The following is a 15,593-nucleotide window of genomic DNA, read 5'->3' on the forward strand; positions in this document are numbered from 1 at the left end:
GGATGCTCTCGATCGGGGCCTCGTGGAACGTCGGGTCAGCTGGACGCAGCGCGCAGTTTCTCCAACAGCGGGCCGGCAGCCTCGGCGAGGAAGCGCTCCTGGGTCTCGTCGCCCACCTGCACGAGTGCGATGTCGGTGTAGCCGGCCTCCCAGTACGGCTTCACGGCCTCGACGATGGCGTCCAGGTCCGGTCCACACGGAATCGTCTCGGCCACATCTTCTTTGCGTACGAACTTGGTGGCTCCGGCGAAACCGGCCGTCGTCGGCAGATCGGCGTTGACGGCCCAGCCACCGGCGAACCAGCGGAAGCGATCGTGCGCGCGATCGACGGCCGCGTCCTTGTCCGGATCCCAGGAGATCGGGATCTGTCCGATGGACCGCGCCGGGCCCTCGTGGTTGTCGGACCATGCCTTGACCAGATCGGCGTCGGGCTCGGTGGCGATGAGGTGGTCGCCGTACTCGGCGAACCGCGCGACGGCCTTCTCGCCACCGGCTGCGATGCCGATGGGCACGCCGCCCTCGGGCAGGTCCCAGATCCGGGCGGAGTCGACGCGAAAGTGCTTGCCTTCGTAGGTGACCAAGCCACCGGCGTGCAGCGCCCTGATGATCTCGAGCGCCTCGACGAACATGTCCTGCCGCTTGTCGATGGACGGCCAGCCCTCGCCCACGACGTGCTCGTTGAGGTTCTCGCCGCTGCCGAGGCCGAGGGTGAAGCGTCCGTCGGCCAGAATTTGCAGCGTGGCGGCCTTCTGCGCGACGACGGCCGGGTGATACCGGATGATCGGGCATGTCACGTACGTCATCAACTCGACGCGTTCGGTGGCCTGAGCCACCGCACCCAGCGTCGTCCATGCGTAGGGCGAGTGACCCATCGACGAGAGCCACGGCGAGTAGTGGTCGCTGGCGACCTCGAAGTCGAAGCCGACCTTCTCGGCTCCGACGGCGTACTTCACCAGCTCCTTCGGGCCGCTCTGCTCGGTCATCAACGTGTATCCGAAATTGGTCATGCTGTTCTCCTAAATTGTTGCGACGGAACCGGCGTCGACTCGGTAGTTCGATCCGTTGACGAAGGACGCGCGGTCCGAGCACAGGAACGTGATCACCGAGGCGACTTCCTCGGGCTCGCCACGGCGTCCGAGCTCCATGTACGGACGCTCCTCGTCGAGGAAGCTCTCGATGGCACCGTCGCGGTCGGTTCCCTTCTCCTCGGCGCGCTTGTCCATCATCGCGTCGGTCATCGGGGTGTGAATGAACGCGGGAGAGACTGCATTGACCAGCAGTCCCTCGGACGCATAGCTGCGCGAGAGCCCCTTGGCGAGGGCCAGCACGCCAGCTTTGGCTGAGCAGTAGGGCAATTCGTCGTCGTACGGCTGCACGGCGTCCTCGGAGGTCAGCAACACGATGCGTCCCCAGCCACCGCGGCGGAGTGCGGGCAGAAATGCTCGCAGTAGCCGGACCGGTCCCATCAGGTCGATGTCGAGGGTGGAACGCCACCCTTCCTCGTCGATCTCGTGGAACAGTCCCTGTGCGCCGGTGACGCCGGAGGACTGCACGAGAATGTCGATATCCCCCACGGCTTGCTGCGTGCGCACCGCCAGATTCTCGACCGCATCGGTGTCGGTGACGTCCGCGGCGATCGCGAACAATCGCCCTTCCGCTGCACCGAGTTTCGCGGCGGCCTCGTCCAACGAATTCTGATCCTTGTCGCTGACGACCACGCGAACACCCTCGGCCAGCAGCATTTTCGCGGTGTGCCAGCCGATGCCGGAGTCGGCCCCCGTCACCAAGGCGGCCCTACCGTCGATTCCCAAATCCATGCGATCCCACTTTGCGCTAGAGGTCGGTTGTCAGGCTGTGGCGTCGTGCGAGCGCGCGATGGTCAGCGCCGCATTCACCAGAGCCAGGTGGCTCAAGCCCTGCGGGAAGTTACCCAGAAACGATCCATCCGAAGCATCGATCATCTCGCTGTACAGACCGACGTCGTTGGACAGCTCCACCAACTGATCCATCAGAGCTGCGGCTTCGTCGTCTCGGCCGACGCAGGACAGCGCCGATACTCGCCAGAACGCGCAGGCCACGAAGGTCACCTCTTCCTTCGAGACCCCGCTGTAGCGGTACATCAACGGACCGGCACCGAGTTCTTCGACGAGCGCATCGATGGTGGACGAAAGACGTTCTCCCCGATCGAAATCCATCTCGGCCGCGAGAAGTACCGACGCATCGAGACCGTCGGCACCCGGGTACGCGAGGTATGCCTGACGCTCGTCCGACCAACACTCGGTCTCGATGTAGAGCCGGATGCGTTCCTTCTCGGCTTTCCATCGATCCGGTATCCCCGGGATCTCGCCTGCTTCTGCCAGGTGCACGGCGCAGTCCAGCGCCTGCCAGCAACCGAGCCTGGAGCTGGTGTAGTGCTGTTCGTCCTCGAGCTCCCAGATCCCGGCGTCCTTGCGCTGCCACGAATCGCAGGCCTCGTCGGCGATGGCGGCCAGCAGGCGCCCCGTCTGCGCGTCCAGAATGTTCCCCGCGTCGACGTACTGGCGGATGATCGAGAACAGGTCACCGAAGATCATCAGCTGCAGCTGATCCGCGGCAGCGTTGCCGTTGACCACCGGCCCGATGCCTCGCCAGCCGGGAACGTCGGGTTGTTCCGTGCCACCGGGTAGTTCACCACCGAGGGTGTAGAAGACATTCACCAACGGATCGTTGACTCGGATCACTTTCAGCAGCCACGCCACTGCAGCATGGATCTCCTCGCGAAGGCCGAACCGTTGCAGCGCACGGATGGTGTACGCGGCGTCGCGCACCCACGCGTAGCGGTAGTCCCAGTTCTTGCCACCGGTCCTGTTCTCGGGCAGAGAGGTGGTGGCAGCGGCGGCGATTGCACCGGAGGGGCTGTGCAGCAACAACTTCAGAGCCAGCGCGCTCCGCGCCACATGCTCCGACCACGGTCCCTGGTACGAGAATTCGTCGGACCACACGCGCCAGTTGGCGATCGTCCGGTCGATCCCCTCGTCGAGGTGCTGCGGATCGGGCAGCGGCAACGGCTCGTTCTCCGTCCCCACGACGCCCAGCACATGCCGAGAATCCGGGTGGGAGGTGAAGACACCACCGATGTCGCGGTCCGCGACATGCACCTCCTCGATTCCCAGAGTCCGCACGGCCAGGGTCAATCCGTCGACCCGCAACACGGTGCCGTGCTCGGTGTCGTACGCCCACGGCGACGCGATGCCGAGCATGGTGCCCGGTGCCACGGACCACGACAACTCGACGGTGCCGTCGAGACCCTCGACGCGGCGGGCCAACTCCACCCACGGAAGACGCCCGGCGACACCGGTGTTCAACGAGTCGGTGATTCGAACGGTACCGGTGTCGGTACGGAACGTCGTGCTCAGCACATTCGTACCAGGGACGAATTCGCGCTGGACGGTGAACTCCTCCAGCGGCGTCAGCTGGATGTATCCGCCGTTCCCCGCGTCGAGCAACGCTGCGAACGGCGGCGGCGAATCGAGGTTCGGAACCGGAAACCAATCGATCCGGCCGTCGTCGGCGATCATCGCCACGGTGCGGCCGTCACCGATGGCTCCGTAGCTCTCGATGGGGACATAACCGTCGACCCTGGGGTGCGGCTTGCGGAACTCGCTCAAGCACTTGCCTTTTCATCGGAGTAGAAGGGACTGTCCTCGATGTTGGCGAGCAGATCGGCGGGGTCGTCGAACACCGCTACCGCCCCCGCGTCGAGCAATTCTCCGCGCGAGATACCACCGCTCAGTACACCGACGGCTCGTACACCCGCGCGACCGGCCGACTCGATGTCCCAGACGCTGTCGCCGACCATCACCGCCTTGGATGCCTCGACGCCGGCCCGTTCGAGTGCAACCGCGACGATGTCGGGCTCCGGCTTGGCTACGTCGGCGTCCTCGCCGCTCGTCACCACGGCAACGGAGTCCTCGACATCGAGCAGGTCGCGCAACGTCGACAGCTCGCTCTCCGGAGCCGAGGTTGCAAGCACCACGGTGATGCCGCGAGAGTTCAAGTCCGCCAACAGTTCACGGGCACCCGGCAGCACTTCGAGATCCGCCGACGCAGCAGCGTAGTACTCGCCGTGCAGCTTCTTCGCTTCGTGGGCAAGCGCGCTGTCCGAGGACCCGACGAGCGTCTCGAGCAGTTTCGACCCGTCCATCCCGATGCAGCGGTGAACACGCCAGGAAGCAACGGAACCACCGGCCTCACGAAACGCGCGCGACCACGCGTCGACGTGCACGTAGTTGGAATCGACGAGGGTGCCGTCGATGTCGAGCAGAACTGCGTCGACCGTCGGCTTCAAAACAGGCATGGTTTTCGGATACCCGGGGGTGGTGCAGGCAAACAACAGGCCCCCCGCTGTGCGCGAGGGGCCTGTCGGGTGGGAAAACGTCAGCTGGCCTGGGCCTGCCACATCCAGTGCAGCTGCTCGAGACGAGCAGTGATGCCGATGAGCAGGTCCTGGGTCACCGGATCGGCTTCGCCGGTGTCGGCGATGCGTCCGCGAAGACGCTCCACGACCGCGGCGAGGTTGTCGACGACCGCTGGGACGACTTCGCTGTCCTTGGTCCATCCGGCACCGAAGCCCTTGGTTCCTGCCGTCGAGGAGACGGTGGCTGCGCGCCCGTCGGGGCTGACGCCGATAGCGGTGGCGCGCTCGGCGGCCTGGTCGGTGAATTCACGTGCGGCCGTGACCAGCTCGTCGAGCTCGAGGTGCACCGACCGGAAGTTCTTGCCGATCACGTTCCAGTGCGCCTGCTTGGCGATGAGCGAAAGGTCGATGAGATCGACCACGGTTCCCTGAAGCGCGTCGCCGGCAATCTTCTGCTGGCCTGCGTCGAGGGTGCTGGTGATGGGGTTCGTCATGATGTGGCCTCCCTGCCGTTGGACGACGGTATGCATCGCACACCATTATTGTTCTTCCGTCTGTACTACACAACGGCAGGTCGACCCCCGTTGTTCCGGATCGACGTCACATCCGCTGTGACGCCGATCCCAACATCAGACCTTGGCTGCTTCGTCGGCAGGATCGTCGATTGCGCCTGCACCCGTGGTCGGTGCGGTCTCGTTCTGCTGCGACCGAACTCCTTCCTCGACCTTCTTGCCGAGTTCGGGATCGACGTTGGTCCAGTACTCGAACACGCGGCTCAGAACGGGCTCGCTGACGCCGTTGAGGACGTGCCCCACGATGTTCCCGACGAGGCGCTCGCGCTGCGCGTCGTCCATGACCTCACGGACCAGGGCTCCCGCTTGCACGAAGTCGCCGTCCTCGGGGTGCTCGATGTACCCGGTGCGCACGAAGCGGGGCTCGAAGTCCCATGCTCCGTCGTCGCCGTACTTGTTCGTGTCCGCCGACGGGCCGCCGAACGAGTTCGGCGCGTAGACGGGCGTCTCCGGGGAGTTGAACGAGTACCGCATGTTGCCGTCCTTGGAGTACGAGTTGACCTCGGACTTCGGGGCGTTGACCGGCAGCTGCGCGTAGTTGGCTCCGATGCGGTATCGGTGCGCGTCGGCGTAGGAGAAGACGCGGCCGAGCAGCATCTTGTCGGGGCTGAAGCCGATGCCGGGCACGGTGTTGGACGGCTCGAACGAGCTCTGCTCGATCTGCGCGAAGAAGTTCTCCGGGTTGCGGTTCAAGGTCATCTTGCCGACCTCGATCAACGGGTAGTCCTTCTGCGACCAGACCTTGGTGAGGTCGAACGGGTTGTACTTGTAGTTCTCGGCCTCGTCGTACGGCATGAGCTGCACCTTGAGGGTCCAGCTGGGGAAGTCGCCGTTCTTGATGGATCCGAAGAGGTCCTGACGGTGGTGGTCGGGGGACGTACCCGCAACCTCGTCCGCCTTGTCCTGCGTCAGGTAGTCGATGCCCTGGTCGGTCTTGAAGTGGAACTTGACCCAGGTCTTGGTGCCGTCCTCTGCGATGAGCTGGTACGTGTGCGAACCGAACCCGTCCATGTGGCGGAACGACTTGGGGATACCCCGGTCGCCCATGAGCCACGTCACCTGGTGCGCCGACTCGGGCGAGAGGGTCCAGAAGTCCCACTGCATGTTGTTGTCGCGCAGACCGGAGTCGGGCATGCGCTTCTGGCTACGGATGAAGTCCTGGAACTTGATCGGGTCCTTGACGAAGAAGATCGGGGTGTTGTTGCCGACCAGGTCCCAGTTGCCTTCTTCTGTGTAGAACTTCAGCGAGAATCCGCGCGGGTCACGCCAGGTGTCGGGGCTGCCCTGCTCGCCCGCGACGGTGGAGAAGCGCGCCAGCATCTCGGTCTTGGCACCGGGCTGCAACGCCTTAGCCTTGGTGTACTTGCTGATGTCTCCGGTGATCTCGAGTTCACCGAACGCGCCTGCGCCCTTGGCGTGCACGACGCGCTCCGGGACCCGCTCACGGTTGAACTGCGCCATCTTCTCGATGAGGTAGTGGTCGTGCAGCAGAATCGGTCCCTGCGTTCCGGCGGTCAGCGACTGATCGTCGCTGGGGACGGGGATTCCCGAGTTGCTGGTGGTCGGTTTGTTGGTGATCGGCTTGGTCATACGAAGCCTCCTGTAGGGCTGAATCGAGTTCGGAGAGGGCTGCTCTTCAATAGATCTTTGAAACCGAGCGGCCGTACGCTGGACCGCAGTGCCAGACGGAATGCCTCGTGCAGTCGCCGCACAAACCCCAGAAGACGATCTCGGCTTCGTCGACGACAAATCCGTGGGTGTTCTCGGGGACGAGACACGGCGCCGCTCCGACGACGCAATCGACATCGGCAACCACATGACACTCTCGGCACACGAGGTGGTGGTGATTGTCCGCCGTCCGACTCTCGTACAGCGCGGCCGAGCCGGCCGGTTCGATGCGACGGAGCAAACCTGCATCAACGCAGGCCCTGAGCACGTCGTACACGGCCTGGGTCGACACCGAACCACCGTCCTCCCGGACGGCGGCAGCGATGTCGTCGGCGTCCGAATGCGGTCGGGCTGTGACCGCTTTCAGAACTGCAACCCGGGGTCCGGTGACGCGGAGACCGACCGAGCGCAACTGCGCTGCGGGGTCGACGTGTTCGGTGAGCTGCATGTACTCCAGTATGCCCCTAATCTGGACTAAGTCAAGAAAAAGGGTTCAGGGCTGGCCGACCAGGCGCGCTTCACCCGTCCGCATCGAACCGGTCACGATCTGCAAGCCGAAATACGTGCCCGACGGCATCCAGCGACTCAGCGTCGGGCCCTTCGCGTCCACCTCGACGCGGGCCAACCTGGCTTTGCCCTTCAGGCTCGCGGTGGCGATGGCCGAGCCGCCGGACACGGGCTGCGCGAAACCGAGGGAGCCGAGCATCGGGAACTGCGGTCCCACGGCGCGGGACGTCGTCCGCACCGACCATTCGTCGCCGCTCGCCCCGGCCTCGCCCAGCACGTCACCCTCGAACTCGGCCAGCACCTTGGGCAGGTGCCAGTTGGTCCGGCCGCCGTGGACAGATGTCGCGGAATCGACGGCGATGAACGGCACCGCCATCCGCGGAACGCGTCCGACGTCGCGGCGCAGCACCGGGCTCGCCAGGATCTCGCGGTACGGGCCGACCGGTGAGGTGACGTAGTCGACGACCATCGCCATCGTGATCGGCAACGTCTTGGCACCGACAGGTGCGAAATCCGACGAGCGGGCCCGATGCCACCAGATCGTGGCTCGCACGTTCGCCGGCCACGGCGCTGCCGGACTGACCGGCCAGTCGGTGCGATCGGTATCGGATTCGGTGACACTCCACATCAGGAATCCCTCCCCACGACGGTCAGTGGAAGCCGCAGGGCGCCCGGTGCCGACACCGGCACCACCGTCTGCACGGGCTGAGTGGGTGCGATCTCCTGATAGCCAGAGCCCACCGCGGGTCGCCGGTCGGGCTCACCCTTGTTGGGCCACAACGCCATTGCTCGCTCGGCCTGGGCGGTGATCGTCAGGGACGGATTGACGCCGAGGTTGGCGCTGACGGCCGAACCGTCGAGCACGTGCAGCCCCTCGTAGCCGTAGACGCGCTGGTAACCGTCGATCACGCCGGTCTGCGGCGAGTCGCCGATCGCGCAGCCACCGAGGAAGTGCGCGGTCATCGGAATGTTGACGATCTCGGCGATCGACCCGCCCGGGTCACCGCCGATCTTGTCCGCGAGCAGACGAATTGCCTCGTGCCCCTGCGGAATCCACTGCGGCGGTGGATCACCCGCGCCGGGCCTGCTGGTGAGGCGACGCCCGAACGGCCCCTTCTTCGATCCGAGCTCGAGCGAGTTGTCGTCGGTCTGCATCACCAACGCGATGACGGTTCGCTCCGACCAACGATGCACCGACAGGCTCCGTACCGCAGCGCCGGGGTGACGGAGTGCGACGCCGAGCGTCTTGAGTACGCGCGGCATCTTGCCGCCGCCGTCGCTGAGCACGGTCTGCAGTAGGCCGATTGCGTTGCTGCCCTTGCCGTATCGCACCGGCTCGATGTGCGTGTGATCGTCCGGGTGGAACGACGACGTGATGGCCACGCCCTCGTGGTAGTCGACCTCACGGCCGCGAGCGGTCGCGGCGAGCACGGCCTCGGAGTTGGTGCGCACCAGCGAGCCGATCTTGTCCGACAACCGCGGGAGCGAGCCCTTCTCCTTGGCCGCGAGCATCAGCTTCTGAGTGCCGTAGGTGCCGGCCGAGAAGATCACCTGATCGGCGGTGATCGTCTTCTCCTTGCGACGCAGCTTGCCACCGGTCCGACGCGTCACCACGTCGTAGCCCCCGCCGTTCGGCCGCACGTCCACGACGGTGGTCAACGGAAGAACATGCGCGCCTGCGTGTTCGGCGAGGTACAGGTAGTTCTTGACGAGGGTGTTCTTCGCGCCGACGCGGCAGCCGGTCATGCACGCTCCGCATTCGGTGCAGCCGGTGCGCTCGGGCCCGGCACCGCCGAAGAACGGGTCGGGCGCGGTGCGGCCGCGATCTCCGAAGTAGACGCCCACCGGGGTCGAGGTGAACGTGTCCCCCACCCCCATGTCCTCGGCCACCTCTTTCATCACCTTGTCCGAGGCGGTGATGGTCGGGTTGGTCTCGACGCCGAGCATCCGCCGGGCCTGGTCGTAGTACGGATTCAGCTCGCGCTGCCAATCGGTGATCGAACCCCACTGCGGGTCCTCGAAGAACTTCGCCGGGGGTTGATACAGGGTGTTCGCGTAGTTCAGCGAACCTCCGCCGACGCCTGCCCCTGCCATCACCAGTACATCGGGCAGCAGGTGGATACGTTGCACCCCATAGCAACCCAACGCCGGAGCCCACAGATACTTGCGCAGCCGCCAGCTGGTCTTCGGCAGCTCGTCGTCCTCGAACCGTCGACCGGACTCGAGAACCGCCACCCGGTACCCCTTCTCGACTGCCCGCAACGCGGCAACGCTGCCGCCGAAACCGGAGCCGATGATCAATACGTCGTAGTCGCTCATGCGGATACCACCTCGTTGTCTGATTCGAGAGTGTCGGAGACGAGCCGATAGTTCGGCACGTCGAACTCGCGCGTCTTGTTGCGGAACCGGAATGTGTAAGTGGGCCACATCGTGGAGTTGCGGCCGTTGGCGTCGAGGTACCAGCTCGAGCACCCGCCGGCATTCCACACGGTGCCGTCCAGCGCGGAATCGACCCACGAATTGTGTTGACGCTGAGCGGATTCGTTGACCTCCACAGCTGCGATCCTGCGATCCTTCATCGCGTGCAGCGCGGACACCACATAGTTGGCCTGCGACTCGAGCATGTAGACGATGGAACTGTGCCCGAGGTTGGTGTTGGGGCCGTACATCAGGAACAGGTTCGGGAAGCCGGCGACGGTGGTGCCGAGATGCGCCTGCGGGCTACCGCCCCAGTGCTCCGCGAGCGTCCGACCGTCGTTGCCGCGCAGCAGATGCGACACCGGCGGCTCGGTGGGGGTGAACCCCGTCGCGAAGATGATGGTGTCCACCTCGTGGTTGCGGCCCGAGGCGTCGACGACGCCGTTCTCGGTCACCGACGTCAGCCCCGACGTGACGAGATCGACGTCCGGCCGGTCCAGTGTCGGCAGCCAATCATTGGACAGCAGAAGCCTTTTGCAGCCGGGCGCGTAGTCGGGAGTCAGCGCCGCACGTTTCACCGGGTTCTTGACCTGGCGCTTCAGATTCGATTTCGCGAACACCTTCACCGCGGGCAGCAGCCACGGGTTGTCCGCCAGCACGGTGACGTAGGCCTCGCGGTAGCCGTAGATGACACCGCGAACCGCGCGGTGCGCCAGAGGGATTCGCTCGTACAGCGTGCGCTCGAGCCGGCCGATGGTGCGGTCCAGGCGCGGAATCACCCACGCGGGGGTGCGCTGGAAGACGGTGAGCCGCTCGGCCCGGTCGACTATCTCGGGGACGAACTGCACCGCAGACGCCCCGGTGCCGATCACGGCGACCCGCTCGCCGGTGAGGTCGTGCTCGTGATTCCAGGTCGCAGAATGGAACACGGTGCCCGAGAACGTGTCGATGCCGGGGACGTCCGGGATCTTCGGAGTGGACAACGCGCCGGTGGCGGCAACCAGAACACGCGCGCTCGCCGAACCCTGCGACGTCTGCACCGACCAACGCTTGTTCACCTCGTCCCAGGTCGCGGACTGCAACTCACAGTTCGTGACGATGCGATCGTTCAGGTCCAGACGATCCACCACCGAACGCAGGTAGTCGAACAATTCGGGCTGACGCGCGAAGGTGTGACTCCACTTGGGGCTCGGGGCGAACGAGAACGAGTACAGCGAGGTCGGCACGTCGCATGCACACCCCGGGTAGGTGTTGTCTCGCCACGTGCCACCCACGTCGGACGCGCGCTCGATGACGGTCACGTCGGCGGTCGGGTCGGCGGCGAGAATCTTCGCCACCGCGGCCAGGCCTGCGAAGCCGGCTCCGACCACGAGCACGTCGAGCTGTTCGGGGAGAGTTGCGTTCACGAATCCATCACCTTTTCGGACCAGACGGGAAGGAGCCGCCCGCGCAGTTGCGCGTCGGCTTCGGGAGTGCGGAACAGCGCCGAGACGGCCAGCCCGCGGGCGAGTTCGACACTGAGCTCGATGGATTCGGGGGACATCCGGCTACCCATGACGATCTGGGCACCGCCCTGAATGGCCTCGGCGACGCGCCGCTCCAAGGGGATCATCGCCTCGTGCAGCGCCGGGTCGGTACGGGCAGCCACCCAGAGCTCGAGCGCGGCGTAGAACAGGGGCCCGGAGAATGCGTCGGCGAGGATCTCGGGTCCCCGCTCGGGGTCCGGTTCGGCTTCGAGGATCTCCGAGAGACGACGATCGACGAGGTGCTCGACGGCCGCGATCAGCAAGGACTCCTTGGTCGGGAAGTGGTGAAGCTGCGCCCCCCGGGACACACCGGCACGCCGCGCGATCTCCTGGGTGCTGGTCTTGGCGAAGCCCAGTTCGACCAGACAATCGATCGCGGCGTCGAGCAGCTTCGCCCGGGTGCCCGCAGTGCGTTCGGCCTGCGTTCGGCGCTCGGTGGGCGCTGAGTCGTCGAGCCCTGTGTCGGTAGTCACACTTTGCACAGTAGCGCTAAATCAACAAACAGTCCAGCCTGACTTTAAGTTCGCTTCGGGAAGCAGTTGGTCTCGATCTCACCGGTTGATCGGAAGGTCGACTGGACTGCGCGCACCGCTTTCCAAGCCATTTCCACTGTCTCGGCTCTACGATCAGGTCGGTTCGACCTGCTGTAGCCACGCGAATGCTGCGTCGAATCAGGCAAAAGAGGGCCGATGACAATCTCTACCGTCGGTGTTCGTGGAGCCACATTCACATTCGTGGTGCTCCTCGCTCAGCATCGGACGGATGCACAGAGGCTACGGCTCGGCACCGAGGCACCCACCGGACCCAACCCCACCATTGCCGACTACGTCGTCGACGCGGGCCTCACCGAAGCGCCGATCTTCCTCGGCGACGCAAACGCACCCCGAACATGATCGCCATCATCGACTGTGCAGCAGTCGAATTGATGGACTGCCCTGTCTCACCCCGTCTCGAGAACGTGCAAAGTCGACGCTGTCGCACCCGCCTACATGGGCCGAGAGACTGGCGACGAAGTGGTGTCGGCACAGAGGACGCCCGTCATCACAGGGCAGGACGACTACCCCATCCTGCAGATCATCGTCGATGGCAGTATCGACCCATTTGACCTGCCGGTCGACGCCACCACCGGGCATCCGTCGACGAGCAAACCGTCATCACGCCGGGAGACCGGTTCGCCCATGCCCATCTCACCGTCCGTGCTGCGTCCCCGCTGAGCATCGGACCTGACGAGTAGTACTCCACATTTCAATGCCTACCGGTAGCCGCGAGCACTGCAGCGAGCCCCTCTTGCAGATCTCTGACGAAGTAGACGGGATTCTCCAGCGACGGAAAGTGGCCACCTGACTCGGGTTCCGTCCATCGCACGATCTGTCGGAAGCGCGCCTGAGCCCACGATCGGGGATTCTTCTCGATATCGCGCGGATACGTGGTTATCGCCGCGGGCACATCGACCCGGAGCTCCGGATCGAGGGCATTGTGACTCTCGTAGTAGATCCGAGCCGACGATGCTCCGGTGCGCGTGAGCCAATACAGGGTGACATTGTCCAGCAGCCTGTCCCTGGAGATCGTCTCGAACGGGCTGTCCTCTGTGTCCGTCCACTCCGCGAACTTGTCGAGAATCCAGGCAAGCAGACCGACCGGGGAGTCGACGAGCGAGTACCCGATGGTTTGCGGCCGGGTGGCCTGCAGCTTCGCGTACGCCGAGTGGTGGTGCCAGAAGTCTCTGGTCTCCTCGGTCCAACGCCGCTCGTCGGCCGTCAAGCCTGCCGTAGCCAGACCAGGCGGTGCCTGAGTGAGCGTTGTGTGGATTCCGAGAACATGCTCCGGGAATCGGCCTCCGAGGATGGTGGTGACCACGCCGCCCCAGTCTCCACCGTGCGCCAGGAATTTGCCGTAGCCGAGCCGTCGCATCAACTCGACCCACGCGGTCGCGATCTTTTCGGTTCCCCAACCGTTGGAGCTGGGCTTGTCGCTGTAACCGAACCCCGGCAGAGAGGGGACGACGACGTGGAACGCAGGCACGCCGGGGTCATCGGGATGGGCCAAACCGTCCACTACATCGATGAACTCGGCGATACTGCCCGGCCAGCCGTGCGTCATGATCAGCGGAGTGGCATCGGCGCGCGTGGACCGGCGGTGCAAGAAGTGAATTCCCAGACCGTCGATGACGGTGCGGAACTGCCCGATCATGGCGATGCGCTCCTCGAACTTCCGCCAGTCGTAGCCGGTGCGCCAATAGTCGACGATCTCCTCCAGGTCGGCGAGCGGAACACCCTGATCCCATCGCCGACGGCCGAACTCGGTAGTGGCTACCGTCTCGGCTTCCGGCAGCCGCGCAGCACGCAATCGTGCACGTAGATCGTCGAGATCGTCGTCGGGTGTGAAGGACTCGAACGACCACACTCCGGGGCTGCTGAGCGACTGCATGGGCACTCCTGATTTCGGTTGAACCGTCTAAGCCAGTTCTACAGTCGTCACTCCTGAAGCGCAACCAGCTAAGCTGGTTCCATGCCCGCACGGTTTCCAGAGTTTCGTCCCGGTAGCGTCCTGTCGACCGCGTTCACCGGCACGCTGACCGAACGATGCGGTGACCCCGTGGAACGGATTCCGGTACCGCACCGACTCATCGACTGGTTGGCGGTGAACGGACTAGCCGTCGAGGGCTGCACCGATGCTCAACTGGGCCTGGCTCATGAATTGCGCGAGGCAATTCATCTCACTGCGACGGCTGCCGCACTCCAAGACACACTGCCCGAATCGGCCGTCCGAACCATCAACGATCGCAGTATTCACGGGCAGGCCGCTGCTGTTCTCACACCCGAGGGTCACCGCCGCTGGCAGCTGAGTTCGACACCGTCCGTTGAGGATGCCCTGGGCGTTGTCGCGGCCGACGCCATCGACGTCATCGCGGGTGAGCGAGACGGAAAGTTGGCACTGTGTGCGTCCCCGACGTGCCGGGCCGCGTTCTTCGACACCAGCCAAAGCCGCTCGCGTAAGTGGTGCGACATGAACACCTGCGGAAACCGTCAGAAGAAGGCGCGTATGGCGGCCAACCGACGCACGGCCTCGTCGCGCTGACTGGGAGCACACTGGAATTCGTACGCAAAACACGCACTACTTCGACGGAAGGAATCGACAATGGCCGGTCATTCGGTACGCCCCGAGGAAATACTTCCCGACGGAGCAGAGCGGGCATCGTTCGACGGCGTCCGAATACGGAAAGGCACCGTGGCGGCGTTCGTCGCCAATGCGCAAGCACTCCGCGACCTGCAACCCGGAACCGAGGCACACGACGAAGTGGTCGCGACCCTGAAAGACTTGGCACCGCAGCTGGTGGCCATAGGAATCTTCGAGGTGTTCGAACCACGGGACCCTCAGATCGCGGACCTCGTCGCCGCCGTAGCGGAGTCCAAGTGACCGCCGTTTGTCTCGGCTCGCCGCGGGCAATTCTGTCGCCATGCCCCTCGCTTCTCATGGCCGCTTCGACTACTCCCCCATCGGCGATCGCCCACAATTCGAGTGGCCGGGTGGGGCGCGCCTCGCGGTGTACGTGGCAGTCAACTGCGAGCACTTTCCGTACGACGACGGAGGGCCAGGGCTGGGCTACACACCCGGTATGGATCAGCCGAACACCTACAACTGGGGTTGGCGCGAGTACGGCAACCGCGTCGGCGGCTTCCGGATCGCAGAGACGTTGCACCGGAGTGGAGTTCGCCCGACGTTGCTGGTCAACACCGAGGTGTACGACCATGCGCCGCAGCTGGTCGACGCCTTCCGCGCCCTCGATGCGGAGGTAGTCGCGCACGGACGAACGAACGCCGTGCAACCGAACGATCAGGACGAGGAAGCCGAACGACGCTCGATCGACGAGGTGACGACCGCCATCGAGCGCCACGAGGGAGCACCGCCTCGGGGTTGGATGAGCCCCGGTGCCAACCCCAGTCGAGTGACCGAGGACTTGCTCGCCGAACGCGGCTACGAATACACCTTGGACTGGCCCATCGACGATCAGCCGGTCTGGCTGAGGACCCGCGGAGGCCCGCTGCTCAGCGTTCCGTACCCGCACGAGGTGAACGACCTTCCGGTGTTCGTTCACCATCACCAGACCGCAGCGACGTTCGAGCGCAACATAATCGACAGTTTCGACGAACTGAAGGAGAACTCTCAGCACCAACCCGTGGTGCTCGCGATCTCTCTGCACACGTTTCTCACCGGACAGCCTTACCGACTTCGCCGGTTCCGGTCCGCCCTGCAGCACATGCTCGACAACAGCGACGGCGTCTGGTTCACCACACCGGGCGAGATCGCCACGCACTACCGCGGTCTCGTAGCTCCCTCGGACACTGGCCGTCGACCGCTGCGCGACGGATAGGCGACGGACAGTCCACTGCTGGTGCCGCCAGCGACCTGGTCCACATGGATGCCTACCGACTGTTGAAAGCCAGCCGGTCGTCGGTGAAAGCTCGGGCGGGCAGGAGAACCGGTCATGAGTCATGAGTGAGGTGC

Annotated in this window: 17 protein-coding genes; 5 read left to right on the top strand and 12 right to left on the bottom strand. The window is 64.9% G+C overall.

Annotation, left to right across the window (positions count from 1 at the left end):
• Positions 1 to 35 precede the first annotated feature (35 nt).
• The 11 genes from CH283_RS10175 to CH283_RS10225 all read right to left on the bottom strand — a co-directional run bounded on the left by CH283_RS10175 (position 36) and on the right by CH283_RS10225 (position 11,569).
• The gene (locus tag CH283_RS10175) at positions 36 to 1,007 is read right to left on the bottom strand and encodes an LLM class F420-dependent oxidoreductase (protein ID WP_094638703.1); all 972 of its coding nucleotides are present in this window, start codon (positions 1,005 to 1,007) and stop codon (positions 36 to 38) included.
• Positions 1,008 to 1,016: 9 nt separating this feature from the next.
• Positions 1,017 to 1,817, bottom strand: coding sequence for an SDR family NAD(P)-dependent oxidoreductase (locus CH283_RS10180; protein ID WP_094638704.1), 801 nt, complete (start codon positions 1,815 to 1,817; stop codon positions 1,017 to 1,019).
• Between the two features lie 30 nt (positions 1,818 to 1,847).
• Positions 1,848 to 3,647, bottom strand: a complete 1,800-nt coding sequence (locus tag CH283_RS10185) for a glycoside hydrolase family 15 protein (protein ID WP_094638705.1) — start codon at positions 3,645 to 3,647, stop codon at positions 1,848 to 1,850.
• Complete coding sequence (locus tag CH283_RS10190; protein WP_094638706.1) at positions 3,644 to 4,336, bottom strand: HAD family hydrolase; 693 nt, start codon at positions 4,334 to 4,336, stop codon at positions 3,644 to 3,646. Before CH283_RS10190 ends, CH283_RS10185 begins: the two co-directional genes overlap by 4 nt.
• A gap of 80 nt (positions 4,337 to 4,416) precedes the next feature.
• Positions 4,417 to 4,890, bottom strand: coding sequence for a Dps family protein (locus tag CH283_RS10195; RefSeq protein ID WP_068054046.1), 474 nt, complete (start codon positions 4,888 to 4,890; stop codon positions 4,417 to 4,419).
• A 135-nt stretch (positions 4,891 to 5,025) separates the two neighbouring features.
• Positions 5,026 to 6,558, bottom strand: coding sequence for a catalase (locus CH283_RS10200; RefSeq protein WP_373454859.1), 1,533 nt, complete (start codon positions 6,556 to 6,558; stop codon positions 5,026 to 5,028).
• A gap of 46 nt (positions 6,559 to 6,604) precedes the next feature.
• A complete protein-coding gene (locus CH283_RS10205; protein WP_094638707.1) occupies positions 6,605 to 7,084 on the bottom strand; it encodes a Fur family transcriptional regulator in 480 nt (159 codons plus the stop codon).
• 45 nt (positions 7,085 to 7,129) lie between these two features.
• Positions 7,130 to 7,771, bottom strand: coding sequence for an acetoacetate decarboxylase family protein (locus CH283_RS10210; protein WP_094638708.1), 642 nt, complete (start codon positions 7,769 to 7,771; stop codon positions 7,130 to 7,132).
• Complete coding sequence (locus CH283_RS10215) at positions 7,771 to 9,462, bottom strand: GMC oxidoreductase (protein ID WP_094638709.1); 1,692 nt, start codon at positions 9,460 to 9,462, stop codon at positions 7,771 to 7,773. The genes CH283_RS10210 and CH283_RS10215 overlap by 1 nt, the downstream gene beginning before the upstream one ends.
• Positions 9,459 to 10,967, bottom strand: a complete 1,509-nt coding sequence (locus CH283_RS10220) for a flavin-containing monooxygenase (protein WP_094638710.1) — start codon at positions 10,965 to 10,967, stop codon at positions 9,459 to 9,461. Before CH283_RS10220 ends, CH283_RS10215 begins: the two co-directional genes overlap by 4 nt.
• Positions 10,964 to 11,569 (bottom strand): TetR/AcrR family transcriptional regulator, encoded by a 606-nt coding sequence (locus tag CH283_RS10225; protein ID WP_373557629.1) that lies wholly within the window; start codon positions 11,567 to 11,569, stop codon positions 10,964 to 10,966. Before CH283_RS10225 ends, CH283_RS10220 begins: the two co-directional genes overlap by 4 nt.
• A 207-nt stretch (positions 11,570 to 11,776) precedes the next feature.
• On the opposite strand from CH283_RS10225, the gene CH283_RS10230 reads away from it, so the two are divergent.
• Together CH283_RS10230 and CH283_RS10235 are read left to right on the top strand one after the other, a co-directional pair.
• Entirely contained in the window at positions 11,777 to 11,980 is a 204-nt protein-coding gene (locus CH283_RS10230) for a hypothetical protein (protein WP_094638711.1), read from the top strand.
• Between the two features lie 123 nt (positions 11,981 to 12,103).
• Positions 12,104 to 12,301: a hypothetical protein gene (locus CH283_RS10235; RefSeq protein WP_141215220.1), complete on the top strand. Its 198-nt coding sequence runs from the start codon at positions 12,104 to 12,106 to the stop codon at positions 12,299 to 12,301.
• Positions 12,302 to 12,332: 31 nt separating this feature from the next.
• Here the strand turns inward: CH283_RS10235 and CH283_RS10240 are convergent, their stop codons facing one another.
• A complete protein-coding gene (locus CH283_RS10240; RefSeq protein WP_094638713.1) occupies positions 12,333 to 13,514 on the bottom strand; it encodes an epoxide hydrolase family protein in 1,182 nt (393 codons plus the stop codon).
• A gap of 81 nt (positions 13,515 to 13,595) precedes the next feature.
• Here CH283_RS10240 and CH283_RS10245 point away from each other — a divergent pair, with 81 nt between their 5' ends.
• From CH283_RS10245 to CH283_RS10255, 3 genes are read left to right on the top strand one after another with little or no spacing between them, the layout of a single operon-like run.
• The gene (locus CH283_RS10245) at positions 13,596 to 14,165 is read left to right on the top strand and encodes a CGNR zinc finger domain-containing protein (protein ID WP_094638714.1); all 570 of its coding nucleotides are present in this window, start codon (positions 13,596 to 13,598) and stop codon (positions 14,163 to 14,165) included.
• 60 nt (positions 14,166 to 14,225) lie between these two features.
• Positions 14,226 to 14,504 carry a hypothetical protein gene (locus tag CH283_RS10250; protein ID WP_094638715.1) on the top strand — a complete coding sequence of 93 codons (279 nt, stop codon included), beginning with the start codon at positions 14,226 to 14,228 and terminating at the stop codon, positions 14,502 to 14,504.
• 40 nt (positions 14,505 to 14,544) lie between these two features.
• Entirely contained in the window at positions 14,545 to 15,459 is a 915-nt protein-coding gene (locus CH283_RS10255) for a polysaccharide deacetylase family protein (protein ID WP_094638716.1), read from the top strand.
• Positions 15,460 to 15,593 lie beyond the last annotated feature (134 nt).

Origin of the sequence: Rhodococcus sp. 05-2254-2, from assembly GCF_002259095.1 — a bacterium.
Classification (GTDB): Bacteria; Actinomycetota; Actinomycetes; order Mycobacteriales; family Mycobacteriaceae; genus Rhodococcoides.

Coding starts and splice junctions, on each gene's coding strand:
- CH283_RS10175 (WP_094638703.1), bottom strand. CDS start 1,007: ATGACCAATTTCGGATACACGTTGATGACCGAGCAGAGCGGCCCGAAG.
- CH283_RS10180 (WP_094638704.1), bottom strand. CDS start 1,817: ATGGATTTGGGAATCGACGGTAGGGCCGCCTTGGTGACGGGGGCCGAC.
- CH283_RS10190 (WP_094638706.1), bottom strand. CDS start 4,336: ATGCCTGTTTTGAAGCCGACGGTCGACGCAGTTCTGCTCGACATCGAC.
- CH283_RS10195 (WP_068054046.1), bottom strand. CDS start 4,890: ATGACGAACCCCATCACCAGCACCCTCGACGCAGGCCAGCAGAAGATT.
- CH283_RS10200 (WP_373454859.1), bottom strand. CDS start 6,558: ATGACCAAGCCGATCACCAACAAACCGACCACCAGCAACTCGGGAATC.
- CH283_RS10205 (WP_094638707.1), bottom strand. CDS start 7,084: ATGCAGCTCACCGAACACGTCGACCCCGCAGCGCAGTTGCGCTCGGTC.
- CH283_RS10210 (WP_094638708.1), bottom strand. CDS start 7,771: ATGTGGAGTGTCACCGAATCCGATACCGATCGCACCGACTGGCCGGTC.
- CH283_RS10215 (WP_094638709.1), bottom strand. CDS start 9,462: ATGAGCGACTACGACGTATTGATCATCGGCTCCGGTTTCGGCGGCAGC.
- CH283_RS10230 (WP_094638711.1), top strand. CDS start 11,777: ATGACAATCTCTACCGTCGGTGTTCGTGGAGCCACATTCACATTCGTG.
- CH283_RS10240 (WP_094638713.1), bottom strand. CDS start 13,514: ATGCAGTCGCTCAGCAGCCCCGGAGTGTGGTCGTTCGAGTCCTTCACA.
- CH283_RS10245 (WP_094638714.1), top strand. CDS start 13,596: ATGCCCGCACGGTTTCCAGAGTTTCGTCCCGGTAGCGTCCTGTCGACC.
- CH283_RS10250 (WP_094638715.1), top strand. CDS start 14,226: ATGGCCGGTCATTCGGTACGCCCCGAGGAAATACTTCCCGACGGAGCA.
- CH283_RS10255 (WP_094638716.1), top strand. CDS start 14,545: ATGCCCCTCGCTTCTCATGGCCGCTTCGACTACTCCCCCATCGGCGAT.